Below are 26,776 nucleotides of genomic sequence, written 5' to 3'. Positions count from 1 at the left end.
CTTCATAGTTTGTCTTATTGTGGTTCTAACACCCTAAAACCTCTGCACCCATTGAGGGTAGAGAATTTGAGTTTCACGCAACACACCAGCACAGCCCTTATTGGGAGCAATGGGGCGGGTAAATCCACTCTCCTAGGCGCATTATTGGGCTTTCGCCTACTAAACTCTATGATAGCCTGTCAGATGGGCAAAAACAACGCTTGAAGTTAGATTTGAGTTTGGGGCATCACCCCGATCTCTTGATTTTAGATGAGCCCGAATCGAGTTTAGATGAGCCCACCACCCAGCGCGTGGCAGAGAGCATTAGCGCGCGCAATCAAGATTCAAGGACAACTCTAGTTGCCACACATAACGCGAGTGTGTTAGAGAGTTGTGCGCGGGTTTTGTGCTTGCATCAAGGGCAAGTGATCCAGCATGGCTCTTTGGCTGAAGTGATTGAGGCATTATTAGGCGATCTGGCTTTAGAAGTTTGCTATGAAAATGAAGCCGAGTGTGAGAGTATTGCACAAACTCTCAAAGATAAATACCTACTAACAATGCGCCTAGACACCCAGCACGCTGTATTCTTTGGCAACACAGCTTTAAAAGAGTGCCTAGAACTAGAGCCCCTATCACACAAGCGCATGGGGCTTAATTTGCGCCCCACAAAGGCGCAGGATTTGCTTTTGGCTTTGAATCACTGGGGAGCTTAAAGGACAAACATGCGCCGTATTTATGCGATCTTTATCTTGGAGTTTAAATCCTATATCACTAACCGGGTTGCCCTTTTTTGGACTCTTGCCTACCCCATTTTGATGTTAGCCTTTTTAATTGGGGTTTTTGAGCATACCTATTCGCCCACTTACCGCTTTGCTAGCACCATCGGGTTAGTGATGCTCACCCTCATCTCCACGGTTATTTTTGGGATAGCCCAAGCCTTGTGTGATTCTAGGGCGTTTAAGGCACTCCTCTTTTATATGGCAACACCGGCAAGCTATTTAGAGATCGCGTTGGCAATTATCTTATCACGCTTAGGCATCGTGTTAGGCTTTAGCGCGCTCTTTATTGTGGGGAGTTTTGGCGTGTTGGGGATTTTGCCCCTTTTGAAGGTAGAGTTATTTTTCTTGGGCTTGTTGGCACTGGGCTTGGCGGGGGTGTTTTGTTCTAGCTTGGCTCTATTGGTTGTCAAACACTTCAGCAACACCTGGAGCTGTTGCCATCTCCAATGTGTTAAACCTCTACATCATCATGTCCTCTAATGTCTTTGTGCCCTTGCAAAGCCTGCCTAGTTGGAGTCAAATTTTCATCACTTCTTCGCCTTTTTACCATCTTAACAACATGCTCATTGCGGTGTTTTCAGGGCAAAATTTAAGCTATGCTCTAGGGGTTTGTGGCGCGCTCTTTGGGTTGGGCGTGTTTTTGATTATCTTAAGTGCCACGCGCGCTTTTCTAGTAAGCACGCCTAAATCGCGTTGAAGGAGAGTAGGGTATGCTCATTTTAAGTGTGCTAGCCGTAGGGATCACCTTTTATTATATTCTCAAGGGCTACCATCCCATTTTTGTATTCTTGTGCGCGGGGTTGATCTTGGTGATTATGGGTTTTTATCTTACGGGCGCTCCCATCCCCAAAAGCCCGCCCGCGCACAATTTTGCCCAAGTGCTTTTAAACGCCTTTGCCTTCATCGCCACCACTTTTAAAACCCAATTAAGCGGGGTGGGGCTCATTATTATGAGTGTTGCCGGTTTTGCTGCCTACATGAAACACATCCACGCCTCGGCAAAACTGGCGTATTTGAGTAACCGCCCACTGGGCAAAATCCGCAATAAATATTTAGTCTTAAGCGGGACTTTTGTCGTGGGGATGGGTTTAAAAATTGTGATCTCAAGTTATACTGGGCTTTTGCTCTTGCTACTTGCCTGCATTTATCCGGTGTTGCTTGCGCTTAAAATCCGCCCCATTAGCGCGGTGTGTGTGCTCTCTTTGATCGCCCTAGATTATGGACCCAAAGATGGCAACACCATCAACATGGCAGACATGGTGGGGCAGAAAGAAAATATTGTCGGGCTGTTTTTGCATTACCAGCTTTGGGTGGTGTTGGCTTACACGCTTGTGATGGCTATCTTGATCCCCTTTTACTTCGCGTGGGTAGATAGGCGCGATTTGGCGCGCAACCAGCTTTGTGAGCAAGCCCAAATCCTAGAGATTTCTAACCCTCCCTGCCCTAATTTCTATGTCTTATTCCCGTGGTTGCCCGTGGTTTTGCTCTTTGGGGCGTATTTTGCGGGGGTAAAATTAGATGTAGTGAGCGCGAATTTTATGAGCATCGCCTTTGTCTTTGGGGTGGAGTTTGTGCGCCACAAGGATGCTAGAAAACTAGGAGAGGGCATGGGGGCGATTTTGCGCGCGATGGGGGATATTTTTGTCAGTGTAGTGAGCATCATCATTGCAGCTAGCGTCTTTGCTACCGGGCTAAAGAGTTTAGGAGGGATTGGAATTTTAGCCCAAAGTTTAGGGGCATTGCAAGGCTTGGGGGGTTTAATACTCCTTATGGCACTTTTGGGTTTTATCGTCTATGGTTTTGCGGTGATTATGGGGAGTGGGATTGCTGCATTTAATGCCTTTGGACGGCTTGGTTCTGATATTGCCACTAAAATGGGCATAGAACCCATCCATTTGGTCTTACCCCTAGAGATCGCCTCTTGTTTGGGGCGGGCTAGCTCGCCTATTGCTGGAGGGATTTTAGCCCTAGCCGGCTTTGCCAAAGTTGCGCCCCTAGAGATCATCAAGCGCACCTACCCTTTATTGCTGGTGGGTATGGGGGTTAATATTGGGGTGGGAGTGGGGTTAGCCCACTGGGCGATTTAAGACTTGGCTTTAAAATACTCCACAATCGCTTCTGCTTTGTCTGTGTTTTCCCAGCTAAAGCCCTCGCGCCCAAAATGCCCATAAGTGGCGGTCTGGCGATAAATGGGACGCAATAAGTCTAGGCTTTGCATGATCCCCTTGGGTGTGAGCTTGAAAAGAGCACGCACGCAAGCTTCTAGAGCTTCTGGGCTGTGCTTGCTGGTGTTGTGGGTGTTGATATACACCGATACAGGATCGATAATCCCAATGGCATAAGCTAGTTGCACTGTGGCTCTAAGGCATACCTTGCTCGCCACCAAGTTTTTAGCGATGTAGCGCGCCATGTAGGCTGCGCTGCGATCCACCTTTGAGGGGTCCTTGCCACTAAATGCCCCGCCCCCATGCGGACAACTCCCCCCATAAGTATCTACGATAATTTTGCGCCCCGTCAAACCCGCATCCCCCTGTGGTCCGCCAATCACAAATTTGCCGGTGGGGTTGATGTGGTAGGTGATATTGTCATTGAGAAACTCTTTAGGCAACACCTTATAGACAATCTCCTCAATCACGGCTTCACGCAGGCGTTTTTGATCGATCTCAGGGGAGTGCTGGGTAGAAACCACAATGGTGTTGATCCCTACAGGCTTATGCCCCTCATATTGGATGGTAACTTGTGCCTTGCCATCAGGGCGTAAAAAAGGCAAGATCGCGCTCTTTCTAGCTTGGGCTAGTGCGCGCGTGATCGCATGGGCTAAGTAAATGGCTAGGGGCATATAAGAGGGGGTTTCATCGCAGGCATAACCAAACATCAAGCCCTGATCGCCTGCCCCCACCTCGCCATCAGCGCGATCCACGCCCTGATTAATGTCTGGGCTTTGCTCGCCAATGCCATTAAGCACAGCCGCACTGCGGTAATCAAAGCCATAGAGCGCGTCGGTATAGCCAATATCGCGCACCACTCCGCGCGCGATCTCTTGCATGGGGGCATAGACGCGGGTTTTAAGCTCGCCAGTGATCACGCAAAACCCATTAGCTAGCAGAGTTTCACACGCCACGCGCGCGTGCGGGTCGCGCTCAATAATGTAATCTAAAATGGCATCGCTGATCTGATCTGCCATTTTATCCGGGTGCCCCTCTGTAACCGACTCAGAGGTGAAAAGATAGCGATCCATTAGCTAATTTGTGCCGCCACTTCGGCTGCAAAATCCTCTTGTTTTTTCTCAATGCCCTCGCCCACTTCAAAGCGCACAAACGCGCTAATGCTCAAAGTGTCTTGTAGCTCTGCTCCCTTTTCTTGCAGCACCTGCGCGATGGTCTTTTTATCATCCATCACAAAAAACTGCCCTAGTAAAGTCAAGCGTTGATCTAAAAGGGTGTTATCAGCAATGAATCGTTCCATCTTGCCCGGAATGATCTTATCAAAGATTTTTTCGGGCTTGCCCTGACTTTTAAGCTCTTGTTTATAGGCTTGCTCTTGTTGGTTTAGCACCTCTTGGGTTAATTCAGCGTGGCTTACAAAAGTGGGGATATGTTTAAGAGGCTTGCCCAAGCGTTTAGCCTCTTCATTTTCCTTTTCCAATTCAGCCACTAGGGCTAATTTTTCTTGGGCGATAAACTCGGGGCTAAAGGCATGGTGATCGAGCACAACGGGTTTCATCGCTGCGGCATGCATAGCAATTTGGCGGGCTAATTCTCTGAGCTTATCAGTATTGGCAGGGTTGGTGTGGGCGATTTTAACGATCGCGCCCACGCGGTGGTTGGCGTGCAAATAGCCATTTAGCACTTCATTTTCCTTTGCACTTTCGTGGGCTAAACGCCTCACGACAATATTTTCCCCAATCTTAGCGATCGCGCCGTGTAGGTAACTCTCATAGCTTTGCCCCTCTATCTTGGCTTGATAGAGTGCCTCTACACTCTCTACACTATGACTTTTAGCCACCTCCAAACTCTGAGCCACCAACGCCTTAAAGTGATCGTTTTTAGCCACAAAGTCCGTTTCGCTATTGATCTCTAGCATAATAGCCTGCGTATTATCCACGCTCAAGGCGATCACACCCTCACCAGCTATGCGATCGGCTTTTTTCACCGCTTTACTCAAGCCCTTTTGGCGCAGATGTTCGATCGCTTTTTCTAAATCCCCCGCGCATTCTACCAATGCCTTTTTGCAATCCATCATGGGCGCGTCTGTGATCTCGCGTAATTGCTTGACTTGCGCGGCACTAATTTGACTCATTTTGTTCTCCTTCTTGATACACTTCTTCTAACACCTCTTGGTGTTCCTGCGCGCTCACATGTTCAACCTCTTCAAGGTTTTCTTGAGGTCTGCCCACCAATTCGCGCCCCTCCGTGATCGCCTCTGCCATTTCCTTACAAAAGAGGCGAATGGAGCGAATCGCATCGTCATTGCCCGGGATAGGGTAATCCACCAAATCCGGATCGCAATTAGTATCTAGGGGGGCGACAATGGGGATACCCAAACGGCGCGCTTCTGCCACCGCGATTTTTTCTTTCACCACATCCACCACAAACATCATGTCTGGCATTTGTTTCATATGGCGCACTCCGCCTAGATACTTTTCAAGTTTCTCTTTCTTGCGCAAGATCATTAGCTTTTCTTTTTTGGTGAGCAAGTCGATCTGCCCGCTAGTTTCCATGTCTTCCATGATTTCTAGCTTGCGCACAGATTTTCTAATAGTGCTAAAATTGGTGAGCATGCCCCCTAGCCAGCGGTAATTCACATAGGGCACATTGACCTGCATCGCGTATTCTTTGAGCGCATCGCTGGCTTGCTTTTTAGTGCCCACAAACATGATTGTTTTGCCCTCTGCGCTGGCATCGCGCACCACATTATAGGTGTAGCGGAAGTAACGCAAGGTTTTTTGCAGGTCTATAATATGGATGTTCTTGCGCACCCCAAAGATAAAGCGCGCGGTTTTGGGATTCCAACGCCTTGTCTGGTGCCCAAAATGCACCCCACATTCTAATAAATCTTTCATGGTGATCATTCTTTACTCCTTAAAGTTTGCCTCCACGCCCCCTATGCGATCACTTTAAGGCGGGGCGTGTGTGGATTGATGAAAGGCAGGGGGATATTCTAACGCGCTTCAGATAAAGCCAAGTTTAAGAGAGTTAAAAGAGTCCTAGTAATTTAGCCACCCCCAGCAGGAGCAAGGATAGTCCCCAAAGCCAAAGGAAGCTATAGGCGATGTGTTTGCCCATAGAGAGTTTGGCAAGCCCTAGACCTAGCCAAAGTGCGGGAGAAAAGGGAGAGATAAAAGTGCCCAAAGTCGCGCCCACAAGCATGGCATACCCCACGCTTTGGGCTTGTGCACCATGCAAAGCCGCTAGGTGCGCTACAATGGGGTAAAGGGTAAAATAATAACTATTGGTGTCTAGTATTAACTTAAAAGGCACGCCCAAGGCGGCAATAATCCAATACAAATGGGGTAAGATAGACGCGGGCAAATAGTCGGTTAAGTGTTTAGCAATGGCTTGCAACATGCCCGACCCGCTCAAAATCCCAATATACATCCCCGCACTCAGCAAGATCAAGACCATAGAAATCGCCTCCGGAGCGCACTGCTTGATTTTCTCCATGCGCGCTTTGGGGTTGGGGTAATTGACGAGCAAGACCACGCAAAGCGCGATCAAAAAGCAGAGTTCGGGGGGTAAAATTTTACACACAACGGCTAACAACGCCAACAACGCCACGCCTAAATTAGCTAAAAAGTGCCTTGTTGCGCCTAAGTCTACACTGGGGGTGTCTTCTGGGTTTTGGGGAGGCGTGTTTCTCAAACGCCTCTGTTCTCTCCAGCCCAAGATCACCGCCAAAAGCAGCGCGCAAACTAGCCCGATGGCTTGCAAGGGCACTAAAGAGGAATACAGCGCGCTCGTTTCTACCCCTAAGACACTTGCTACACGCCCCAAAGGTCCTCCCCAAGGCAAGAGATTAGCCAAACCCGCGCTCATCGCCACCAACAACATCAAAAGATAGGGGTTGAGATTGAGGCGTTTGTAAATGGGCAAGAGAGGGGGGATCACCACTAAAAAAGTGCTCGCTCCCGAGCCATCCAAGTGCGCGAGTGTGGCGATCACACAAGTGCCTACACAAATGGCGATGCTATTCCCTTTAGAGAGCGCGATGATGCCCTTGATCAAGGGGTTAAATAGCCCGACATCATTGAGAATCCCAAAAAAGAGAATAGCAAAGAGGAACATGAGCGCGATATTAAAGACCTTGCCCACCCCCTGTCTAAAATACGCAACCAAAACTTGGGCGTGATCTTGCAAACTATGGACAATGGAATGGGTTTGCAACATCGCTTGTAAGGCGGGTTCAAAGGGGGCTTGGATTTGCAGGGTTTTTAGACCGGCTTGGTAAGCTTGGGTAATTTGTGTGGCGTTGAGTTGCGGGTTTTTTGTCTTGAGTTTGAGGGCTTGGGTGGCTGCGCGCTTAAAGTGCCCAAGCGCATCGCTGGGCAGGGGTGCGGGGGTAACTTGGTTTAAAAAGCGTTGGATATAAGAATCCTGCAAGAGATAGGCGTAATTACTAGGGACAACTTTAGCCCCAACAAGCCCACTCACTCCCCAAAAACCAAGCAAGCCCACTAAGGGCACAAGAGTCAAAGCGACCATGGGGGATAGGCGTTCGCGCAAGAGCGTGTAGATCAATGTAGCGATGATCACACACGCAAAAAACACCAACATTACAAGGACCTCTAGCGCGCCCCCTTAAGCGGGAGGCACGCGCCATGAAGAATTAAGAGTGGGCGTGGGCGTGGGGATGGCTTGCGTGAGGGTGAGCAGAGTGGGCGTGGGGAGTCTTATCCATCGTGTGGGGATTGCCTTGCGCGCCCACATAGGTGATCCTGCCATGCGCATCGATGTCATAGGCTTGACCAAAACCTTTCACAAAGCGCCCGCGCACAAACTCAAGCTTGATGAGGTGGAAATCTTGCATGTGGCGGATGGTTTCTAAACCACGACCTTTGCCATGCCTAGCTAGAAAATTGTCATACACTCTGTCAAACTCCGCACCCCTTTCTACGAAGTGCACACGGGTTTTATAGCGTAGGCGTTTGCGCAAAATGGGGGACTTCGCGCTGGCTTCATCTTCTAAGAACATGATTTCTACATTCTCAGGATGGGCTTTAAGACTGCTGAAATGCTCAGCCACTTCGCTCACATAAATGTAAAACTGGGTGTGATCGCCTTCTTGGCAAGAGAGCAGGGCACTATAAGAACACACCACTTCATTGTGGGGGTTGAGGCTAGCCACACACACGCTACTAACGCTCTCTCTAAACGCCTCTAAATCCGCGCGCACTTTCTCTAAGTCTGTAGTCTGGGGGACAGATTTACACAGCTCAATAATGGCGTTTTTAATGTCCTCAATCTTAGCCACCTTAGCGGGGTAGTCAATTTTTTGCACTTGCTCCTCTGCTTTGTCTTTGAGTCTGTAGGCGATCTCAATGCATTCGGTGGTGGCGTTTTTCAAGCGCACATCGATCGCGTCCTTGATTTGACCAAATTTGGCAAGCAAACCTTTCATATCCTGCACATGGTTAGCGTTCATGTGATCCAAGATAAACTTTAAATCCATTGGAAAACTCCTATGTCAAATTTTTAAGGCGGTGTATTGTAGCATAATAATCTTAAAATTGCGATCGCTTAGGAGAATATTATGGTGCATGTGATCTTGAGTGGGGGAAGTGGGAAACGCTTATGGCCTTTGAGCCGTAGCGCGTTCCCCAAACAATTCCTTAAGCTTTACCACAACCAGAGTCTATTTGGGCTGGCTTTGCAACGCCTAGCTAGCCCCCAATCGCGCTTTTTAATCGTGTGTAACCAAGCGCATTACTTCCATGCCCTAGAAGAGGTCAGCCAAGCGCATTTGGAATCGCATGCCCGCTTTTTGCTAGAAAGCGCGCCTAAGAACACTATGAACGCGCTCATTTTAGCCAGCCTAGCATGCGCTCCTGAGGAGATCCTCTGCATTAGCCCCACGGATCACCTCATGGATCACAGTGCTTTGCAAAACGCGCTTGCGCAAGCCTTACCCCTAGCCAAACAGGGCAAAATGGTGCTATTTGGGATTGCTAGCGCGCCCAGCAGTGAATACGGTCTCATTGAGTGCGCGCGCTCTGGAGAGATTGTAGGCTTTGTGGAAAAGCCCAGCGGGGCGCAAATTGCCCAATTGCAAGCCCAAGTAGATAGAGAGTTTTTCATCAATAGTGGCATGTTTGTGTTCAAGGCGGGGGCGTTTCTACAAGAGTGCGCCCTGCACGCCCCTGCCATGTTGCAAGCCTGCCAAGAAGTCTATAAACAAGCCAAACGCCTGCCTAATCTGCTCAAGTGTGATGGCATGGAGGCATTGCTAGAAGGGAGTGTGGACATATGCCTGTGGCAAAAATCCCAAAATCTAGCCCTTGTGCCCTTTGAGGGCGCGTGGCGCGATGTGGGGCATTTTTTGAGCTTGAAGCAGAGTTTAAGTGCAGATGAAGAGGGCAATGTCTGCCACCAAGGCGCGCTAGAGAGTCTTGAATCCACGCAAAACTATGTCTTTAGCGCGCCACACAAATTAGTGGGCTTGCTAGGCGTTCAAGAGTGCGTGGTGGTGGACACTAAAGACGCGCTCCTCATCGCCAAAAACAACCATTTAGATCAACTCAAGGATTTTCTCCAGCAAATCCAACAGCGCAACCCAGAGTTGTTGCAAATTTATCCGGTAGAATACCGCCCTTGGGGGAGTTTTGAAGTGCTTTTAGAGCACCCTAGCTTTAAGGTCAAACTCTTAGAGATCACCCCGCACAAACGCTTGAGTTTGCAACGCCACCAACACCGCAGTGAGCATTGGGTCGTGGTGGAGGGGGTGGCTAGCGTGGTGTTAGAACAAGAGAATTTGAGCGTGCGAGCCAATGAGAGTATTTTTATCAAACAGGGGCAATTGCATAGATTGGGTAACGCCACTGACCACCCTTTAAAGATTCTAGAAGTGCAATGCGGGCTGTGCGATGAAAATGACATCGAACGCTTAGAAGATGATTACCAACGCCCCTAAAGGAAGAAAATGAAAAAAGTTGCCTTGATCACTGGGATTACCGGTCAAGATGGGAGTTATTTAGCGCGCTATTTGTTGGATTTGGGCTATGAAGTGCATGGGATCAAAAGGCGCAGTTCTTCGTTTAACACCGCCCGAATCGATGCCATTTACGAGGATGTGCATAGCAACCATGCGCATTTTTTCTTGCACTATGGGGATTTAACCGACTCTTCTAACATGATCGCCCTGATTGCTAAGATCAAGCCTAATGAAATTTACAACTTAGCCGCCCAAAGCCATGTGCAGGTTTCTTTTGAGATGCCTGAATACACGGCTAATGTGGATGCGCTGGGGACTTTGCGTATATTAGAAGCGATGCGCTTGCTAGGTCTTAAAGACACGCGTTTTTATCAAGCCAGCACCTCCGAACTCTATGGGGAGGTGTTGCAAACCCCCCAAAATGAAAACACCCCCTTTAACCCGCGAAGCCCTTATGGCGTGGCTAAACTCTATGCCTACTACATCACCAAAAATTACCGCGAGGCTTATGGGTTTTTTGCGCTCAATGGGATTTTATTTAACCATGAAAGCCCCGTGCGCGGAGAAACCTTTGTAACCCGTAAGATCACCATGGCGGTTGCGCGCATGCTCTATGGTTTGCAAGATTGCTTGTATTTGGGGAATTTGGACGCTAAGCGCGACTATGGGCATGCCAAAGATTATGTCGTGGCGATGCATTTGATGTTACAGCATGACAGCCCTACAGATTATGTGGTGGCTAGCGGGCAGACAATGAGTATCCGGGATTTTGCACGGGCTTGCTTTGAAAAAGTGGGCGTGATTGTGGCATTTCAAGGTCAGGGTTTAGATGAGGTGGGTGTGGTGGTGGATCTCAAACCCAGCCCTCTTGTGGATTTTACCCACCCTTTAAGCCCTAATCAAATTGTGTTGCGTGTGGATCCACGCTATTTTAGACCTACAGAGGTGGATTTATTGCTAGGCGATTCTAGCAAGATTGAGCGCGAATTAGGTTGGAAACGCCAATTTGGGGTTGATGATCTCATTTTGGACATGCTAACTAGCGATTTGCTATTGGCTAAAAAAGAAGCTCTATTGGTCTAGGGCACAAAGCGCCCGGGTTTTTTCCACCAACCCTGTTTGTAAGCCCAAAAGAACACCCCCGCGCGCACATAGGTTTCTACACAGATAATGGCAAAGAGCCACCTGACATCCAAGCCCGCCTTGAGTGAGAGATACATAGGGATAATGCGCAAACTCCACAAACTCCCGGTGTTGATGTAGAGCGAAACTTTAGCCATCCCAGCACCCCGAAACGCCCCATCTAGCACGAACAAGAAGATCAAGGGCACTTGGGAGATTCCCACAGCGCCTAAATACCACGAAGCCACACGCACCACATCGGCATTGTGGGTGAAAATGGAAGCAAAGGGTTTAGCAAAGATCACCATCAACACCCCCAAAAGTCCCAGCAAAGAGCCGGCGACTTTAAGGGTGGTGCGGATATACTCTTGTGCCATTTGGACTTGGTTAGCCCCTAGATTCTGTCCCACTAACACCATGCACGCGATGGTAAAGCCTAGCCCGGGCATGAAGCTAAAGGTTTCTACGCGCAAACCCACCTGCATGCCTGCCAAGATCGCATCCCCGTAGCTAGCGACAAATTTGGACACTAATGCCATAGAAAATAAACTCAGTAGCCTTTCAAAGCCAGAGGGCCAACCCACATGCCAAGTGCGCTTGAAAAATTTCCAATCGAATTTCCAGCGGAATTTCAAGGGGGTGTTTTTACACGCGATCACCCCAAATAAAATCCCCAATTCCAAAAACGCCACGATCACATTAGCCCATGCCGCCCCTGCGATGTCTAAGCGCACAAACCCCCAATCTCCAAAAATCAATGCTTGGTTGAGTAGCAAACACACCCCACTCATCAGGGTTTTAATAAACAGGGGGGTGAGAGTATCAGAGAGACTAGCCAAAGCGGCTACCATCACATTTTTAAGAAAAATGGCCGGCATCGCAAAAATGAAAACTTCTAGGTACTGCCTAGCTAGCGCGCTGGCTTGGGCACTCAAACCCATCCAGCCCACAAAGAGACCAATCCCTCCAAAACCTAGCGCGCACGCTAACACGCAGAGCACACTTGCCCCTAACAAGATGCTAGAATAACCCAACGCCACGCTTTCTAAATCCTGCGCGCCTACTAGGCGGCTTAACACCGCGTTCGTGCCAATGAAAAAGATCGAATTGAGCGCGTAGAACAAGAGGATGTATTGCAAACCCACCCCCATCGCTACAATGTGGCTATCTGAGAGTTTTCCCATAAAAACAATGGAGATCGCCATCACAAAGATTTCTAAAAAATTATTGCTTGCAGAGGGCAGGGCTAATCCGAGAATTTTTTTGAGTTTTTCCATGTGTGTATGCTAGCACATCTTCACCCAATAACCCAATAATAAGTTTGCATGGGGTATAGTGGGAATCATCAACATCTCTTAAGGTGGATACATGCATAAAGACACGCCCATTTCTCTTGGACGCAAGAAAATTTACAACCCCCAATCTGTAGAGCTAGCCCAAGATCGTAGCATTTTTGGGGGCAACCCTACGGGCATGTTCGATCTCAACCAGATCAAATACCAATGGGCGCACAAGGTGTGGAAGACCATGTTACACAACACTTGGTTTCCCGAAGAAGTGAGCATGCACGGGGACAAAACCCACTACCTCAAACTCAGCACGCAAGAAAAAATCGGTTATGACCGCGCCTTAGCCCAGCTCATTTTCATGGATAGTTTGCAGACTAATAACTTGATTGACAATATTAACCCCTTTATCACCAGCCCTGAAATCAACCTCTGCTTGGTGCGCCAAGCCTATGAAGAAGCCTTGCACAGCCATAGCTATGCGGTGATGGTGGAGAGTATTAGCGCTAATAGCGATGAGATTTATGAGATGTGGCGCACCGATGAGGTCTTGAAAAACAAAAACGATTGTGTGGCGCAAGTGTATATGGATTTGTCCTGTGAACAAACAGAGCGCAATTTGCTCAAGGCGTTGTTTGCTAACCAGATCTTAGAGGGCATTTACTTTTACAGCGGGTTTAGTTTTTTCTACGCGCTGGCTAGAAGCGGGAAGATGCTTGGATCCGCCCAGATGATTCGCTTTATCCAACGCGATGAGGTAACCCATCTTGCCCTTTTTCAAAATATGATCAACACCCTAAAAAAAGAGAGAAAAGACCTCTTCACTCCCGATCTCATTGAGGAAGTGCGCGCCATGTTCGCGCAAGCCGTGGAATTAGAAAGTGCATGGGGGCGCATCATCACCCAAGATGAGATTTTAGACTTAAACCCCACCAATTTGCGCGCCTATATAGAGTATTTGGCGGACACGCGTTTGCACGCCGTGGGTTTACCCAAACTTTACCATACCAAACACCCCATTAGATGGGTGGATCAGTTTGCCAGCTTCAACGATCAGAGATCGAACTTCTTTGAGGGGCGGGTGAGTAATTACGCTAAAGGCGCGTTGAATTTTGAAGGGTTTTGATGCACCGCATCCAAAACGCCCACATGTGTGCGGCCATTGCCAAACACTTCCCCCTAGAGGAGAGGATCAAGCAGGCTATTTGTGCGATCCCGCGCGAGGAGTTCGTGCCCTCTAAACAACTTGCCTATAGCCTAGATGCCTTGCCCATGGGCGCAGATCAGTTCATCAGCTCTCCTTTAACCGTGGCTAAGATGACGCAATTTTTACAGCCCTACCAAGTGGATAGCGTGCTAGAGATTGGCTGTGGGAGTGGGTATCAGGCTATGGTGCTCTCCAAACTGTTTAGGCGGGTATTTACCATTGAGCGCATTGAAAAACTCTTGCTTGAGGCAAAAGAGCGTTTTAGAAAACTCAAGGTAACCAATATCCACACCAAATTAGGAGACGGGCAGGCAGGTTGGCAGGATTATGCCCCCTATGATCGCATTCTCCTTTCAGCGTGCGCGTCTAGTATCCCTAGCGCGTTGGTGGATCAACTAGAGGAGGGTGGGATTTTGATCGCGCCCATAGGGGAGGAGCAAAGCCAAAGAATCACGCGTTTTGTCAAACAAAAGGGGCGTTTGGAAGTGCAAAGTGTGTTAGATAGCTGTCTGTTTGTCCCTATTGTCAATGGGGTTAAGCGAGGGGTGTGAGCGGTGCGCGTTGCTAAAGGCTATATGCTCAACGCCATAGCCCAAGTTTTCTTTTCTTTCTTTCTGGTGCTCTTTTTCATCGCTTCAATTGTGATGCTCATTAGTATCGCCACGGTAACTTTGGTGGTGAAACTCAGCGCGTTGGATCTCTTGCAACTCTATTTGTATCTCTTGCCCGGGACGATCTTTTTCATCATCCCCATCACTTTTTTTTAGCGCATGCGTGATCGGGCTGGCTAGACTCTCTTACGATCACGAATTGCTGGTGTTCTTTTCCCTAGGAATCGCCCCTAAGGAGTTGGTGAAAGCCTTATTGCCCCTGTGCGTGGTGGTGAGCGCGATCTTATTGGTGTTTTCTCTCATTTTGGTCCCGGCTTCCAAGAGCGCTTATTACTCTTTCTTGCGGGATAAAAAAGAGCGCGTGGATGTGAATATCCAAGCGGGGGAATTTGGGCAAAAGCTAGGAGATTGGCTAGTGTATGTGGGTAAAAGCCACAATGGAGTCTTTAGCGATTTGGTGCTTTTTTCGCACAAGAGTTTGGTAACGGAGAGTTTTATCATCGCTAAAGAGGGGCGAATCCGTAACCAACAGGGGCTATTTGAATTGGAATTAGACCATGGTAACGCCTATTTTGCCACTAAAGATCAAGTGCGCAAAGTGCATTTTAAAGAGCTCATCTTAAAGAACAGGCCGGTATTTTCTAGCCGTTCCAACTCGGCTTACTTGCATGGGCATGATTACATAGGCTATTGGAAAAAAGCCTTTGGGGCGCATCCGGATCAAAACCAACAAAGGCGTTTCACCCAAGCCATCTTAGTCGCGCTCTTTCCTTTAGCTAGCTTATTTCTCATCCCCTTGTTTGGGGTTGCTAACCCGCGTTATGCTAAAAATCTCTCTTATGTCTATGTGTTGGTGGCTGTAGGGTTGTATTTTTTAAGCATGCATGTGGTGAGTCAAGATGCGCCTTTGGTGGGCACAATCACCTTGCCCATTGTGTGGTTTGTCGGGGCGTATGCGCTCTATAGGCGCGTGGTGGTGCGTTTTTATTGATGCGCCGCTTTAAAATGGTGATCGCTTATGATGGGAGCGCGTTTTGTGGTTACGCTAAGCAACCCCATCTACCCAGTGTGCAGGGGGTTTTAGAGGCTAGCTTGCACGCCTTGGGGATTGCTAGCCCCTGCTTGAGCGCGGGCAGGACAGATAAAGGTGTGCATGCTCTAGCCCAAGTGATCTCCTTTTGCGCTAGCCTGCCCCTAGAGACTTTGCAAAGACACCTCCCTTCTAAACTCGCTCCCCACATCACTTGCAGATGCCTGCAGATCGTGCCTCTAGAGTTTCACCCGCGTTTTTGCGCGCTCAAGCGCACCTATGTTTATGTCTTCACTCAAAAACTGCATAATCCTTTCTTAAGCCGTTACATCGCTTGCTGTGAACATGGGGATTTAACGCGCCTACAACAGGCTTTAAACGCGTTTATAGGCGTGCATGATTTCAAATATTTTAGCAAGCAAGAATCGCGCAACACCCAAAGGCAGATTTATAAAGCCAAGTGTGTTGCGCGTTCGTTTTTAGGCGTGCCCTGCGGGGTGATTTACATCAGCGCGCCCAGCTTCTTACGCGCCCAAGTGCGCTTGATGGTGGGCGCGGCGTTGGCACACTCCTTGGGACATCTAAGTTTAGCGCAACTACAAGATCAAATTGCTACCCAACAACGCCACCACAACACCCCCGCTCCCCCCCAAGGGCTTTATCTAGCGCGCGTGGACTATTAACCCCCCTAAAAGGATTGCTGTGTTTGTATGGCTGTTGTTGCTTCTATGTGGCGTGGGTGAGGCGCGCTCTTTATTGCAAACCCCTACCACTTTAGTGCCCTATAAAAAGCAGTCTATCACGCTTCTAAGCGAAAATGACGCGTATTTACACCCCATCGATCGCTACTACACGGCGGGTAACCGCGTGGGTTATGTGAGTAAAGAATACAATTTCTGGGGGGCGGCTTACGCCAAATCTTGGCTGGCATGGAGTCGTTACGCCAGTCTGCTCTACAAATCCCCTAAAATGACGCGTTTTGCTCTCTTGGTGAGTCAAAGCATTTACACCCCCTTGCTAGAGCATTACCGCCAACAAGCTATAGTGCCCGGGGATCACCTCTATGCCGGCTGGCTTAAGGCAGATTTGGGGGTTTTTCAGCGTAGCGCGCACAGCTTAGAGAGTTTATTTATTTCCTTTGGCACCGTAGGACCCCATGCCTTTGCGCAAGAAATTCAAGATTGGGTGCATAACAAACTGGGCGACAAGCGTTTTTTAGGTTGGCAACACCAAATCCGCAATGAATTTACCTTTGAGATCGCCTACCAATGGTTGCGTAAAATCCCCCTGCTACAAACGCGCTTTCTTAGCATAGACTTAATCCCGGGCATAGACATCACTCTGGGCAACGCCATCACGCACGCACGCTTAGGCTCTCTATTGCGTGTGGGTTATAATTTAGATGTGGATTTTGGACCCAACAAGATCAACTCCAATCTAAGCGGGGGATTCCCCTATAGCAACAAATTATCTTTTTATATCTTTGCGGGGGTGTCAGGGAGCTACCAACCCATTGACATTTTTATCCAAGGCAATAGCCCCCAAACACAGGGTATCACACACCTCCCGGTGGCACTCTACGCCTTAGAAGGGGGAGTCGCCTTGCTTTACAAGGGCTTTAGAATCGCCATCATCGCCACCAATTTGAGCAAAACCTTCCGCGAACAACCCGAAAGCCACAACATCGGCACGGCTGAAGTCAGTTTTGCTTTTTAGAGTGTGGGCTATCTTCTAGGATTGGCTTCAGTAACGCGGATAGTTCTACCCATAAAATCCGTGTTGTCTAGAGTGCTGATCGCTTTGAGCGCGCCTTCGTCTTCCATTTCCACAAACCCAAATCCCTTAGGTCTTTTGGTTTCTCGATCTAAAATGAGTTTGACAGAACTCACCGCCCCAAACTGGCTAAAGAGCTCTTCTACCTCTTGCTCTGTAGCGCTATAAACCAAATTCCCTACATAAATATTCTTCAAAGTGCTCTCTCCGCGAAATTTCTCTTTAGCTGACGCTAAAAGACGCGCCCATTCTAGCGCAATCTAGCTTAAATTGTCCTATTCATTGCGCAACACCGCTAGTGCATTTACGCTGGCTGCCTTGCGCGCGGGGTAGTAAGAAGAGAGCGCGACAATCAAAGTAGCCCCAATGAGTGTGCCTAGAAAATCGCCCATCGCCAAATCCAGGGGCAGTTTATCCATGCCATAGACATCAGCAGGCAGAGAAATAATAGGGAAATGCGCCAACAAGCCCATCGCCAAAAAAGCCAAGATCACGCCCAAGATAATCCCGCTCCCCCCAATCACACTCCCCAAGACAAAAAAACTCTGCTGAATCTCCTTAGTGCTAGCCCCTAGACTGAGTAATAGAGCGATCTCTTTGCGGCGGTGCATCACCACCATGAGTAAAGAGCTAATGATGTTTAAAGAGGCCATTAAAATAATGAGCATCAACACGATAAAAAGCGCGCGCTTTTCTAAAGCCATTGCCGAAAAGAAGTTCCCATTTTGTTGCCACCACCCCTCAATACCTATGCCGTGATTGGGAATCTCCTTAAGTGCTTCTTTGATTTTGTCCATATCCTCCATTGCATGTTGTGAATACACATGGATTCCATCATATACCCCAGCAGGCAAGTTTCTGATTGCGCTCAGGGCTTTTAAATTAGTGTAAAGATAGCTATTGTCATAAGCCCTAAGCCCGGATTCAAAGACCCCGTCTACCTCAAAGCGTTTCATGGTGGGGGAGAGCACAAAGCCAGTGGGCTCTAATTTGGTGAAAAATAGATCCAATTTCTTGGCGTTGCCCAGTAAAAGCGATTCTTTTAAGGTTTTACCCACAATGAGGTGGAAGGGCGTGGATTTAAAGCGTTGTAAACTCTGTGTATCAAAGCTTTTTTTTAAAATGGTGTTGATGCGCAATTCCCTGTCTATGTCCACCCCAAATAATAGCCCTCCATTCACCATGCCATTAAAGCGCGCCACAACCTGCATTTGCAAGTAGGGGCTAAAGAGCAAATGGGGAAACTTGCGTTCTAAGGCTTCTAAAGTGTTTTGTTCAATGCCCGCATAACTTGTTGTATACAAAGTTAAAGGGTAGTTCATCACAAATAGTTTGGCTTCGAACTCCTTATTCATGCCATTCATGATCGCCATCGCCACAATGAGCACCATCACCCCCACCCCCACCCCCAAAAAAGCCAACAATGCGGTGATGCTAATAAAGGGCTGGTTTTTATCAAAGCGCAAATAACGGCGCACCAAGAAGGGCACCAAAGAGGGCGCGATCACACTCATTTGGGTTTGGCAAAAATCCCTTTTTTAGGACCACTCTTGGCATGGCAATGCTTGTATTTCTTCCCGCTCCCGCAAGGACAGGGCGCGTTCCTAGAAATGCTCTTGGGCACTTCTTTTTCTTCCATCTCCCAATTACTCAAAGCCAACTCAATTTCTGAATTATTAAAACTCAACTCCTCGCGGGCTTCCTCTAGGTCGCTAAAGAATCTCTGGGTGTCCTCATGGGTGCTACGGCTCAACTCTAGCTTATGGAAAGTCTTGATCGCCTCTAGCTTGATCGAGTCGATGAGTTCTAAAAAGAGATTGTAGCTTTCTTTTTTATACTCCACCAAGGGGTCTTTCTGGTTATAGCCTCTAAGCCCGATCCCGGTCTTGAGATTGTCCATCGTGTAGAGATGTTCGCGCCACGCGTTGTCCAAAATCTGTAGATAGATGATGCGCTCGATCTTGTTGCGATCCTCTATCCCCTCCATCTTGGCTTGGTATTGCTCTTCTAGCGCGCCAAGAATAAACGCCTCCAAGCTAGCTAAACTATCCTCCTCCAAGTCCTCAAAATCAATATGGGCGTTGAACTCCTCCTGCAAGACATGGGCGATACTCTGTAAATCCTGCGCGCTGAAGTCCTGCGCCTCAAAGGCTTGTTGGCTTTCTAAAATCTTCATCACCGCGTATTGGCGATTCTCCTCGATGCGCGCGCTGATGTCGTAATTATCATCCAACAATTCGTTGCGGAATTTGTAGACGGTTTTGCGTTGCTCGTTGGCTACATCATCGTATTCTAGCAAGTGTTTACGACTCTCAAAGTGCAGGGCTTCCACTTTCTTTTGGGCGTTCTCTACCGAGCGTGTTACTAGCTTGGATTCAATGTATTCCCCATCTTTCAAGCCCAATTTCTCCATCACCCCCTTAATGCGATCGCTCCCAAAAATGCGCAACAAGCTATCCTCTAGGCTCAAATAAAATTGACTAACCCCCGGATCGCCCTGCCGTCCGCTACGCCCTCTAAGTTGGTTGTCAATGCGCCTGCTCTCATGGCGTTCTGTGCCAATGATGTAAAGCCCGCCTAATTGCTTGATCTCCTCACTGAGCTTAATATCCACCCCACGCCCAGCCATGTTAGTGGCAATAGTAACAGCCCCTTTGAGTCCGGCATCCTTGATGATCTCGGCTTCTTTGGTGTGCTGTTTGGCGTTTAAAACGGTGTGGGGGATGCGCTCTTGTTGCAACAAAGCATGTAAAACCTCGCTTTTTTGGATGCTCGCTGTGCCCACCAGCACGGGTTGCCCCTTGGCGTGCAATTCTTTGATCTTGGCGATCACCGCTTCAAATTTCTCCCTCTCACTCTTATAGATGAGATCGTTTAAATCCTTGCGCTGGATGGGGATATTGGTGGGAATAGAGATCACCTCCAAATTATAGATTTCTAAAAACTCCGTGGCTTCTGTTTGGGCAGTGCCCGTCATGCCCGCTAGCTTGTCATAGAGCCTAAAATAGTTCTGAAAAGTGATGTCTGCTAGAGTTTGACTCTCTTCTTTGATTCCCACTTTTTCTTTTGCCTCTAGGGCTTGGTGTAAGCCCTCACTAAAGCGCCTACCTTCGCTCAAACGCCCGGTAAATTCGTCCACAATCACCACCTCTCCATTAGAAACCACATAGTCCCTATCTCGGGCAAATAAGTAATGCGCCTTGAGGGCTTGATCCAAATGGTGGGAGAGAATGGCGTTATCTAGGCTGTAGAGATTATCCACCCCAAAGAGATTTTCAGCTTTCTTAATGCCCTCTTCGGTGATGAGAATCACGCGGTTTTTTTCATCAATGGTAAAATCTGTGTCAAGTTGCATGTTTTGGGCGACCATGTCCGCGCGTTCGTAATTCTCCATGCGCTTATTGACTGGTCCTGAGATGATTAGGGGCGTGCGGGCTTCATCAATCAAGATCGAATCCACCTCATCAATGATCGCAAAGGCGTGTTCTTTTTGCGCCTTTTGATCCAAAGAATACTTCATGTTGTCGCGCAAATAATCAAAGCCAAATTCATTATTCGTGCCATAAACAACATCATTGGCGTAAATCTCTAGGCGTTCCTCATCAAAACTTCCCCCCACCACCACGCCCACACTATAGCCCAAAAAATTATAAAGAGGCTCCATCTCCCTAGCATCCCTTTGGGCTAAATAGTCATTCACAGTCACCACATGCACACTTTGCCCGCTCATCGCATGCAAAGCCACTGCCAAAGTCGCCACCAAAGTTTTCCCCTCCCCGGTTTTCATCTCAGCGATCTTGCCCTCGTGCAAAACCATGCCCCCGATGAGTTGCACATCAAAATGGCGCATACCCAACACGCGCTTAGAAGCCTCCCGCGTGATCGCAAAACTCTGGCATAAGACCTCATCTAGACTTCTTTCTTGATGGCGCACTTGGGCTTTCAAACCCTCAAAGGCTTCTTGCAACTGCGCATCGCTAAACACGCTACACTCTTTCTCTAACGCATTGATTTTTGCTACGCGTTGTTGGTAAGCCTTGATGGCGCGCTGGTTTTTCGTGCCGATAATTTTATTCACAAGGGTTTTAATCATGCGAGTATCCATGTTGTTTTAAAGCCTAGATTCTAACAAAATTTTATACAATCGCGCCTAAAAGAAAAGACAATGCGTTGGATCGTGTTTTTATGCTTGGGCATGGGCGGGCTTTTGGGGTTGGATTTAAAATTCCAGAGTTTTAGCGCGCATTTTAAACAGGTGGTGTTGGGTGAGGGACCCAGCCCCGTGTATGAGGGCGAGCTCTTTGCCAAACTCCCCGATTCAATCAAATGGGTTTATTACAAGCCCTCCAATAAAGAGATTTACATGCGTGATAAGCGTGTGGTGGTCTATGAACCCCAGCTCATGCAAGCCACTCTCACCAAACTAGACAAGTCTTTAGATTTCTTTAGCATCGTTAAAAAAGCCAAACTCCAAAAAGATGGGCGTTACAAAGCCAAGATCAAAGACACCACCTATTATCTCACCTTACAAAATGGCTTGCCCTACTTGCTGGAGTTTGCCGACAAACTGGACAATAAAGTCCAAATCACTTTCAGCGCTGTGCAAACCAATGTCCCCTTAGAGGACTCTGTATTCACCTTTGTGCTCCCTAAGGGGGTAGATTTGGTGCGTCAGTAAATGCGCTTGAAATCCTCAATGACCTCTTGATACATCTCTAGAGTCTGCCTGATAGATCGATCTAAAGTGTAATTTTGTGTGCTTTGCGCGTAGGCTGTTTGCATTTGGGCGCGCTCTGTGGGGTGATCTAACCAATAGTCAATTTGGCGCGCCAAATCTGTAGGATCATTGGCTTTAAATAAAGAGCGATCATCTAGGGCAAATTGATTGGTCGCGCTGATCTTGCTATCTGAAATGATAGGCACAATCCCACAACTCATCGCTTCCAAACAGGCGATCGCCTCTCCCTCCACATCAGCACTGTGCACATACAAATCGCATTGGTAAAGCAATTCTACCAAGGCACTAGGTTCTACAAAGCCAAAATCCACAGAGTGGGCTAACTTACGCGCTTGCTTTTGCAACGCGTCCAAACAAGGTCCCTGCCCCTTGAGGTGTAATTGGATTTGGGAGCGGTGTTTGCTCAAATGCACCGCGTCAATAAGCACTTTTTGGTTTTTTTCAGGCGAATAACGCCCCACCATGACGATGTGGTAGAGATCGTCTGTCTTGGTATTATGGGTGCGGGGGGTGTAAAGAGGATCAAAACCATTGGAAATCACATATTTTTTCCCCCCATAGGCATGCCTATTTAATTCGGCTTTAATGAGCGCAGAGGGGCAATGGATATGGTTGAGGTGTTGGTAATAATTCTGCCTAAACCACCAAAAGATCGCCCGGTTTAACCACGCTAACCTCTCTAATTTGATATTATAAGTGATGTGTTCTGGCTGTAAGTGAAACGCCCCCACAAAGGGGATTTTCATAGCACGGGCTACTTCTATGGCAATCTTTTCTAATTTAAAGGGTAAAAAGAGATGGATGATGTGTGCCCCTTCAAAGGCGCGTTGCAACACTTCCTTTTGGGGTTTGCCAAAGAGGATATGTTGTTTATGCGCGATTGGGGTTACTAAAGGGATATGGCGTTCAGGCACGCTATAAAATCCCTCTCCTTGCACGAAAGGCGCGACCACGCGCACCTCATGCCCATGTTTTTGCAGGGCTTTATAAAAGCGGTAAGCCGTCATAGAAGTGCCATTGCTCTTGTTTTCAAAACTATCCACCACCAGCACAACAACCACTACTCCTCCTTAAAGTTGAACTTAAAGGGGCGTTTTTCAAAAACTAAAATCTCAAAATCCCCCTCAAACACCTTGATCTCCATAAATTCCCCCTCCACACGCACAGACACTTTTTTAGAGCTAGTGTGGTTGATGGTGGCGTTGAAATAAATCTCTTGTTTTAATTCAATGGGGGCAAGTAAACTGAGCTTGATCGAACTAATGAGGCTATTTTTTTTGTTGAGCGCGCACAGGGCTGCAAAACTTGCTGCTCCCACGATAAAGCCCGCATGCACCACATCTTCCTCACATAACATGAATTCTTTAGGAACGAGGCAAACTGTAGCCCGCCCCGATCCAAAAGAAATCAAATCCGCGCACAAGGTTTGCTCTAACCTAGAACAAACCACCAAACCTTCCTCAAGGGGGGGGGTATCACTCATGTCTAGCCTTTTGTTAAGATGAAATAACCCCGCACGGGGGGATCATAGCCCTCAAGAGTCTTAGAGCCACTAGAGTCTAAAAAATGCTCCAAACTCAAACCCTCAATCCACGCGCTCTTGTGTTGTTCTTGGGTGGTGGTGGGGCATCTAGCAAACAGATCACATGCGCTAAAACCCGCTTTAAGTGCCCAATTTTGCAAAGCACTAGGGCTAGGGATAAAATAGACATTGCGCATCTTGGCGTAAGTGCGCGGGCAAAGAGCCACCTCTAGGGGACTCTCGTAAATGAGGGTGTCTAAAACCAACACACCCTGTTTATTTAACCCCATGTGCAAGGCTTTGAGCGCGCTATGGGGGTCTTTTCTATGGTAGAGCACGCCCAAGCAAAAAATCACATCAAAACGCCTAGGGTAAGCGCGCAAATCCTCCACTCCCAAACTCTCATAGAGAATATCAAGCCCCAATAATGCGTTTAGATACGCAAATTGGGCTTTGTAAAGCGCGCTAGGATCAAACCCGGTTAAACTCGCGCAAGCCTGTTTAGCCATACAAAAGAGATGGTAACCATTATTGCAACCCACATCAGCAACATGCTTGCCTCTTAGCTCTAAGCAATCTTTGAGAAGTTCCCATTTAAAATCGCTCCGCCATTCGCTTTGGATTTTAAAGCCCCGATCGCGCCCCTCTAGCATGAAAGGTCCCTTGCGCCAAGGGCGCAAAGCCCATGCCTTTTCATAGAGTTGATCCAAATCCACCCCCTCATTAAGATAGATACGCAAGCCCTGATCCACACAATAACTAGCCAAATAAACTCCCTTGTTGGGGTTTGTCCATTAACAGCGCGCCTATATCCACATCCCCTAAGATAAAGCCCAAAGTGAAGGGGGCGCGCAACAAGTATCTGAGATGATCTGCATTGTTGTAGAGTTGGTGGGCGATTTTTAAGGGAGTGGGGGTAAAAATCTGCATTCTGTGCCAAGGGGCGCATTGGCGCGCGTAAGCAAGCCATGCAGGCATTTCTTGGGGGCTAATTCCGCCCACTAGCACCTTAGAGCCATGCGCGCAGGGTTCTAGCGCGTCATTAGTATGAAAAACACGCAGGGGTAACATGCCTAAGTGTTCTAGTTGGGCGCGCTCTCCTAGTGCCTGACAAGCGCACAAAGCGCGCTTTAGTTGCGGAGCATAAAAGCTAGGCAATTTGAGATCAAAGCGCACGCCTTGATAGAGAACACTCAAACTAAATAACGACTTGGACAAGATTTGGAAGGGCGCAAAATCCTCTAATTCCAATTCTGCTCCAAACAACCCCCGCAAGGCACTCGTGTGCGCCACAACGCAAGAAATTTCCAAAAGGGATAAATTCAACAACGCCACACTCTCCCCCTCGAAGAATACCACACTTTTAGCATGCAAAATTTTAGAGAGAATGGCAAATTCGACACGGGAAACGCAAAGCAAGCGCACCCCCAGTAAGTGGTAGCGCAACAAGCGTTCTAGGGCTTTAACCACTTGGGGGACAACAATCCAAGCGATCTCAGAGTCGCTAATAGCTATGTCTTGATCGCAAAGCACTCCATAAGCCCCATTCTCCAGCGCGCACGCGATATTATGGGGTTGCAGGGCGACAAAGAGCCCCCCCCTAGTGTCTTTAGGATCGGTGCTGATGTGGCTGAAGGCGTGCACGCAAGGCGCGCCTTTAAGCACCCCCCGCGTGATCTCCACCACCTCAGCCACATGCACTAGCTAATGACACTCCCATTTTTCATGGGGGCTAGGGGCGCAATTAACCTTAAGTTTTCTCCATCTCCTGCGCTCAACACCATGCCCTCACTGAGCACCCCTAACATCTTACGCGGTTCTAAGTTTAGCAAAGCACACACCTGCTGCCCCTCTAGAGCTTTGGGGTCGTAATGCTTGGCAATTCCAGAGAGAATCACGCGCACTCTATCCCCAAAATCCACACGCAACAATAAAAGCTTATCGCTTTGCTGGAGCTTTTCTGCGCTCAACACCTGCCCTACACGAATCTCGAGTTTTTGGAAATCCTTGAGAGTAATAGGGGCGCGGGGTTTTGGGGCTTTTGTTACTAAGAGTTCTAGGCGGGGAAAAAGGGGCTGGGCTTTTTGGATCACAAAAGAGTCTAGAAAAGGGGTTTTTTGCAGGCGCACAAATGCGCTAGCTTCCAACTCTAAACCCAAAATATCGGCTAACTTGCGCGCGCTCTGGGGGATTACCGGGTAAAGGTAGTAAGTGGCTTTGGCTAGTAGGGTAGCAATTAACCCCAACAACGCCATAATCTGGGCTTGATTGTGCATTTTCCATGGCTCCTCGCGTGCGATGAGCGCGTTAGCCCCCTCGAAGACTTTCCATAAATCCTCTAGGTATTTATGGGGTTGCATCTCTTGCATGCTCGCTTCTAAAGGCTCAAAAAACCCATTTAGAGTGGTGTAATCTTGGGTGTAGTATTGCAAAACCTGCGCGCTCTCAATGCGCCCTTCAAAATAACGCCATGCCATTCCGCTTAGGCGTTGCACCAAATTACCTAAGGTGTTGCTTAAATCCGCATTGGAGCGGCGTAACAACGCCTCAAGACTAAAATCTCCATCTTGCCCTAAGGGCACTTCACGCAAGAGAAAATAACGCAAGGTGTCCTTGCCATAATCTTGGGCGACCTCTTGAGCGTTGATCACATTGCCAATACTCTTGCTCATCTTCACGCCCTCAATGGTCCACCACCCGTGCACGCACAAATGCTTAAAAAGAGGCAATTTCAAACTCATCAAAAAGGCGGGCCAGTAGATGGCATGGAAGCGCAAAATATCCTTACCGACCACATGGATAGCGTGGTTGAAATAGCCCATTTTCTCCCCCTCAGGGTAGCCTAGCGCGCTCACATAGTTGAGCAACGCGTCCAACCAAACATAAATGACATGCTTGGGGTCTTTGCATGCGGGGGGGAGCTTGATCCCCCATTCAAAACTGGTGCGTGTGATGGAGAGATCGTGTAAGCCCTGCTCAATGAAGCGCAACACTTCAGGCATGCGGTTGGTGGGTAAAATGGCTCTAGGGTTTTTAGCGTAAAATTCTAACAGGGGTTCTTGGTATTGGCTCAATCTAAAAAAATAACTCTCTTCTTCTAAAACGCTTGTTTCTCTCTGGCAATCCGGACAACGCGCATGGCTGGCGACAAAACTCTCACAACTCACGCAATAAGAACCCTTGTAAGTGCCCTTGTAAATGTCGCCTTGTTCTAGCATGGTAGCAAAAGCGCGTTGCACGGCTATGGTGTGGGCGTGATCTGTGGTGCGGATGAAGTGATCGTAATCCATATTAAAAAAATCCCATTGCGATCTAAAATGCGCGCTGATTTGAGAGGCGTACTCTAGGGGGCTTAGACCATGTTTTTGCGCGCTTAGGGCGATCTTTTGCCCGTGTTCGTCCGTGCCGGTTAAAAAAAAGACCTCATGCCCTCTAAGGGCGTGGTGCCTCTTTAACATGTCAGCGATGATTGTGGTGTAAGCATGCCCTAAATGGGGGACATCATTGACATAGTAAATAGGGGTAGAGATTAGGGTTTGCATGCGTTTGCCTTTAAGTCTAAAAGCATATAATAGCACAAAA

General features: G+C 48.2%; 24 protein-coding genes and 2 pseudogenes. 12 read left to right on the top strand and 14 right to left on the bottom strand.

The features are described from left to right. Positions 1-9: 9 nt before the first annotated feature. The 4 genes and pseudogenes from EAO33_RS09270 to dcuC all read left to right on the top strand — a co-directional run. Positions 10-347, top strand: a pseudogene (locus EAO33_RS09270) (ATP-binding cassette domain-containing protein); the annotation flags it as partial. A 354-nt stretch (positions 348-701) separates the two neighbouring features. Then, positions 702-1,238: an ABC transporter permease gene (locus tag EAO33_RS00365; protein ID WP_120943896.1), complete on the top strand. Its 537-nt coding sequence runs from the start codon at positions 702-704 to the stop codon at positions 1,236-1,238. Beyond that, positions 1,207-1,455, top strand: a complete 249-nt coding sequence (locus tag EAO33_RS00360; RefSeq protein WP_120943893.1) for a multidrug ABC transporter permease — start codon at positions 1,207-1,209, stop codon at positions 1,453-1,455. Before EAO33_RS00365 ends, EAO33_RS00360 begins: the two co-directional genes overlap by 32 nt. A 13-nt stretch (positions 1,456-1,468) precedes the next feature. Then, the gene (gene dcuC / locus EAO33_RS00355) at positions 1,469-2,845 is read left to right on the top strand and encodes a C4-dicarboxylate transporter DcuC (RefSeq protein WP_120943890.1); all 1,377 of its coding nucleotides are present in this window, start codon (positions 1,469-1,471) and stop codon (positions 2,843-2,845) included. Here dcuC and metK read toward each other — a convergent pair. From metK to EAO33_RS00330, 5 genes are all read right to left on the bottom strand, one after another. Next, complete coding sequence (metK, locus tag EAO33_RS00350) at positions 2,842-3,996, bottom strand: methionine adenosyltransferase (RefSeq protein ID WP_120943887.1); 1,155 nt, start codon at positions 3,994-3,996, stop codon at positions 2,842-2,844. The genes dcuC and metK overlap by 4 nt on opposite strands. Next, positions 3,996-5,057 (bottom strand): translation elongation factor Ts, encoded by a 1,062-nt coding sequence (gene tsf, locus EAO33_RS00345; protein ID WP_120943884.1) that lies wholly within the window; start codon positions 5,055-5,057, stop codon positions 3,996-3,998. Before tsf ends, metK begins: the two co-directional genes overlap by 1 nt. Then, complete coding sequence (gene rpsB / locus EAO33_RS00340; protein ID WP_120943881.1) at positions 5,044-5,829, bottom strand: 30S ribosomal protein S2; 786 nt, start codon at positions 5,827-5,829, stop codon at positions 5,044-5,046. The genes tsf and rpsB overlap by 14 nt, the downstream gene beginning before the upstream one ends. Positions 5,830-5,953: 124 nt before the next feature. Beyond that, positions 5,954-7,531 carry an SLC13 family permease gene (locus tag EAO33_RS00335; RefSeq protein WP_235852877.1) on the bottom strand — a complete coding sequence of 526 codons (1,578 nt, stop codon included), beginning with the start codon at positions 7,529-7,531 and terminating at the stop codon, positions 5,954-5,956. Positions 7,532-7,583: 52 nt separating this feature from the next. Next, positions 7,584-8,426 (bottom strand): HugZ family heme oxygenase, encoded by an 843-nt coding sequence (locus EAO33_RS00330; protein ID WP_120943878.1) that lies wholly within the window; start codon positions 8,424-8,426, stop codon positions 7,584-7,586. 81 nt (positions 8,427-8,507) lie between these two features. On the opposite strand from EAO33_RS00330, the gene EAO33_RS00325 reads away from it, so the two are divergent. Both EAO33_RS00325 and gmd read left to right on the top strand, forming a co-directional pair. After that, a complete protein-coding gene (locus tag EAO33_RS00325) occupies positions 8,508-9,884 on the top strand; it encodes a sugar phosphate nucleotidyltransferase (RefSeq protein WP_120943875.1) in 1,377 nt (458 codons plus the stop codon). A gap of 9 nt (positions 9,885-9,893) precedes the next feature. Continuing rightward, positions 9,894-10,988 (top strand): GDP-mannose 4,6-dehydratase, encoded by a 1,095-nt coding sequence (gmd, locus tag EAO33_RS00320; RefSeq protein ID WP_120943862.1) that lies wholly within the window; start codon positions 9,894-9,896, stop codon positions 10,986-10,988. On the opposite strand, the gene EAO33_RS00315 is transcribed toward gmd, so the two are convergent. Then, a complete protein-coding gene (locus tag EAO33_RS00315; RefSeq protein WP_120943859.1) occupies positions 10,985-12,304 on the bottom strand; it encodes an MATE family efflux transporter in 1,320 nt (439 codons plus the stop codon). The two genes, gmd and EAO33_RS00315, sit on opposite strands and share 4 nt — an antisense overlap. Before the next feature lie 109 nt (positions 12,305-12,413). Between EAO33_RS00315 and EAO33_RS00310 the strand changes: the two genes are divergently transcribed. The 5 genes and pseudogenes from EAO33_RS00310 to EAO33_RS00290 all read left to right on the top strand — a co-directional run bounded on the left by EAO33_RS00310 (position 12,414) and on the right by EAO33_RS00290 (position 16,877). Then, positions 12,414-13,439, top strand: a complete 1,026-nt coding sequence (locus EAO33_RS00310; RefSeq protein ID WP_162982155.1) for a ribonucleotide-diphosphate reductase subunit beta — start codon at positions 12,414-12,416, stop codon at positions 13,437-13,439. Beyond that, positions 13,439-14,071 (top strand): protein-L-isoaspartate(D-aspartate) O-methyltransferase, encoded by a 633-nt coding sequence (locus tag EAO33_RS00305; protein ID WP_120943854.1) that lies wholly within the window; start codon positions 13,439-13,441, stop codon positions 14,069-14,071. The genes EAO33_RS00310 and EAO33_RS00305 overlap by 1 nt, the downstream gene beginning before the upstream one ends. A 24-nt stretch (positions 14,072-14,095) precedes the next feature. Then, a pseudogene (locus EAO33_RS00300) lies at positions 14,096-15,122 on the top strand (LptF/LptG family permease). Then, complete coding sequence (gene truA, locus EAO33_RS00295) at positions 15,122-15,844, top strand: tRNA pseudouridine(38-40) synthase TruA (RefSeq protein WP_120943851.1); 723 nt, start codon at positions 15,122-15,124, stop codon at positions 15,842-15,844. The pseudogene EAO33_RS00300 and the gene truA overlap by 1 nt, the downstream one beginning before the upstream one ends. A 19-nt stretch (positions 15,845-15,863) precedes the next feature. Then, positions 15,864-16,877, top strand: coding sequence for a lipid A deacylase LpxR family protein (locus tag EAO33_RS00290; RefSeq protein ID WP_120943847.1), 1,014 nt, complete (start codon positions 15,864-15,866; stop codon positions 16,875-16,877). 8 nt (positions 16,878-16,885) lie between these two features. Here EAO33_RS00290 and EAO33_RS00285 read toward each other — a convergent pair whose 3' ends face one another. The 3 genes from EAO33_RS00285 to secA all read right to left on the bottom strand — a co-directional run bounded on the left by EAO33_RS00285 (position 16,886) and on the right by secA (position 21,027). Beyond that, positions 16,886-17,131 (bottom strand): RNA recognition motif domain-containing protein, encoded by a 246-nt coding sequence (locus EAO33_RS00285; RefSeq protein ID WP_120943844.1) that lies wholly within the window; start codon positions 17,129-17,131, stop codon positions 16,886-16,888. Between the two features lie 78 nt (positions 17,132-17,209). After that, a complete protein-coding gene (locus EAO33_RS00280; RefSeq protein WP_120943841.1) occupies positions 17,210-18,448 on the bottom strand; it encodes an ABC transporter permease in 1,239 nt (412 codons plus the stop codon). Beyond that, entirely contained in the window at positions 18,445-21,027 is a 2,583-nt protein-coding gene (gene secA, locus EAO33_RS00275; protein WP_120943838.1) for a preprotein translocase subunit SecA, read from the bottom strand. The genes EAO33_RS00280 and secA overlap by 4 nt, the downstream gene beginning before the upstream one ends. A gap of 72 nt (positions 21,028-21,099) precedes the next feature. Between secA and lolA the strand changes: the two genes are divergently transcribed. Continuing rightward, the gene (gene lolA, locus EAO33_RS00270) at positions 21,100-21,612 is read left to right on the top strand and encodes a LolA-like outer membrane lipoprotein chaperone (RefSeq protein ID WP_120943835.1); all 513 of its coding nucleotides are present in this window, start codon (positions 21,100-21,102) and stop codon (positions 21,610-21,612) included. Here lolA and EAO33_RS00265 read toward each other — a convergent pair. Genes EAO33_RS00265 through metG form a run of 5 tightly spaced genes read right to left on the bottom strand, consistent with a single transcriptional unit; the run spans position 21,606 to position 26,736 of the window. Next, positions 21,606-22,733 carry a glycosyltransferase gene (locus tag EAO33_RS00265; RefSeq protein ID WP_120943831.1) on the bottom strand — a complete coding sequence of 376 codons (1,128 nt, stop codon included), beginning with the start codon at positions 22,731-22,733 and terminating at the stop codon, positions 21,606-21,608. The two genes, lolA and EAO33_RS00265, sit on opposite strands and share 7 nt — an antisense overlap. Then, a complete protein-coding gene (locus tag EAO33_RS00260; RefSeq protein WP_120943828.1) occupies positions 22,733-23,155 on the bottom strand; it encodes a PaaI family thioesterase in 423 nt (140 codons plus the stop codon). Before EAO33_RS00260 ends, EAO33_RS00265 begins: the two co-directional genes overlap by 1 nt. Before the next feature lie 2 nt (positions 23,156-23,157). After that, positions 23,158-23,961 carry a tRNA 5-methoxyuridine(34)/uridine 5-oxyacetic acid(34) synthase CmoB gene (cmoB, locus tag EAO33_RS00255; RefSeq protein WP_120943825.1) on the bottom strand — a complete coding sequence of 268 codons (804 nt, stop codon included), beginning with the start codon at positions 23,959-23,961 and terminating at the stop codon, positions 23,158-23,160. Beyond that, a complete protein-coding gene (locus EAO33_RS00250; RefSeq protein ID WP_120943822.1) occupies positions 23,954-24,895 on the bottom strand; it encodes a hypothetical protein in 942 nt (313 codons plus the stop codon). Before EAO33_RS00250 ends, cmoB begins: the two co-directional genes overlap by 8 nt. Further along, positions 24,895-26,736 carry a methionine--tRNA ligase gene (gene metG / locus EAO33_RS00245; protein ID WP_120943819.1) on the bottom strand — a complete coding sequence of 614 codons (1,842 nt, stop codon included), beginning with the start codon at positions 26,734-26,736 and terminating at the stop codon, positions 24,895-24,897. Before metG ends, EAO33_RS00250 begins: the two co-directional genes overlap by 1 nt. Positions 26,737-26,776: the final 40 nt, after the last annotated feature.

Origin of the sequence: Helicobacter labacensis, from assembly GCF_003660285.1 — a bacterium.
GTDB lineage: Bacteria > Campylobacterota > Campylobacteria > Campylobacterales > Helicobacteraceae > Helicobacter > Helicobacter labacensis.
Note: the sequence above shows the minus strand (reverse complement) of the source record. Positions and strands in the feature narration are given on the sequence as shown.

What these genes read in the sequence shown, in the direction of transcription:
- EAO33_RS00365 (WP_120943896.1), top strand. Translation starts at nt 702, where the DNA reads ATGCGCCGTATTTATGCGATCTTTATCTTGGAGTTTAAATCCTATATC.
- dcuC (WP_120943890.1), top strand. Translation starts at nt 1,469, where the DNA reads ATGCTCATTTTAAGTGTGCTAGCCGTAGGGATCACCTTTTATTATATT.
- metK (WP_120943887.1), bottom strand. Translation starts at nt 3,996, where the DNA reads ATGGATCGCTATCTTTTCACCTCTGAGTCGGTTACAGAGGGGCACCCG.
- tsf (WP_120943884.1), bottom strand. Translation starts at nt 5,057, where the DNA reads ATGAGTCAAATTAGTGCCGCGCAAGTCAAGCAATTACGCGAGATCACA.
- rpsB (WP_120943881.1), bottom strand. Translation starts at nt 5,829, where the DNA reads ATGATCACCATGAAAGATTTATTAGAATGTGGGGTGCATTTTGGGCAC.
- EAO33_RS00335 (WP_235852877.1), bottom strand. Translation starts at nt 7,531, where the DNA reads ATGTTGGTGTTTTTTGCGTGTGTGATCATCGCTACATTGATCTACACG.
- EAO33_RS00330 (WP_120943878.1), bottom strand. Translation starts at nt 8,426, where the DNA reads ATGGATTTAAAGTTTATCTTGGATCACATGAACGCTAACCATGTGCAG.
- EAO33_RS00325 (WP_120943875.1), top strand. Translation starts at nt 8,508, where the DNA reads ATGGTGCATGTGATCTTGAGTGGGGGAAGTGGGAAACGCTTATGGCCT.
- gmd (WP_120943862.1), top strand. Translation starts at nt 9,894, where the DNA reads ATGAAAAAAGTTGCCTTGATCACTGGGATTACCGGTCAAGATGGGAGT.
- EAO33_RS00315 (WP_120943859.1), bottom strand. Translation starts at nt 12,304, where the DNA reads ATGGAAAAACTCAAAAAAATTCTCGGATTAGCCCTGCCCTCTGCAAGC.
- EAO33_RS00305 (WP_120943854.1), top strand. Translation starts at nt 13,439, where the DNA reads ATGCACCGCATCCAAAACGCCCACATGTGTGCGGCCATTGCCAAACAC.
- truA (WP_120943851.1), top strand. Translation starts at nt 15,122, where the DNA reads ATGCGCCGCTTTAAAATGGTGATCGCTTATGATGGGAGCGCGTTTTGT.
- EAO33_RS00280 (WP_120943841.1), bottom strand. Translation starts at nt 18,448, where the DNA reads ATGAGTGTGATCGCGCCCTCTTTGGTGCCCTTCTTGGTGCGCCGTTAT.
- secA (WP_120943838.1), bottom strand. Translation starts at nt 21,027, where the DNA reads ATGATTAAAACCCTTGTGAATAAAATTATCGGCACGAAAAACCAGCGC.
- lolA (WP_120943835.1), top strand. Translation starts at nt 21,100, where the DNA reads ATGCGTTGGATCGTGTTTTTATGCTTGGGCATGGGCGGGCTTTTGGGG.
- EAO33_RS00260 (WP_120943828.1), bottom strand. Translation starts at nt 23,155, where the DNA reads ATGAGTGATACCCCCCCCCTTGAGGAAGGTTTGGTGGTTTGTTCTAGG.
- metG (WP_120943819.1), bottom strand. Translation starts at nt 26,736, where the DNA reads ATGCAAACCCTAATCTCTACCCCTATTTACTATGTCAATGATGTCCCC.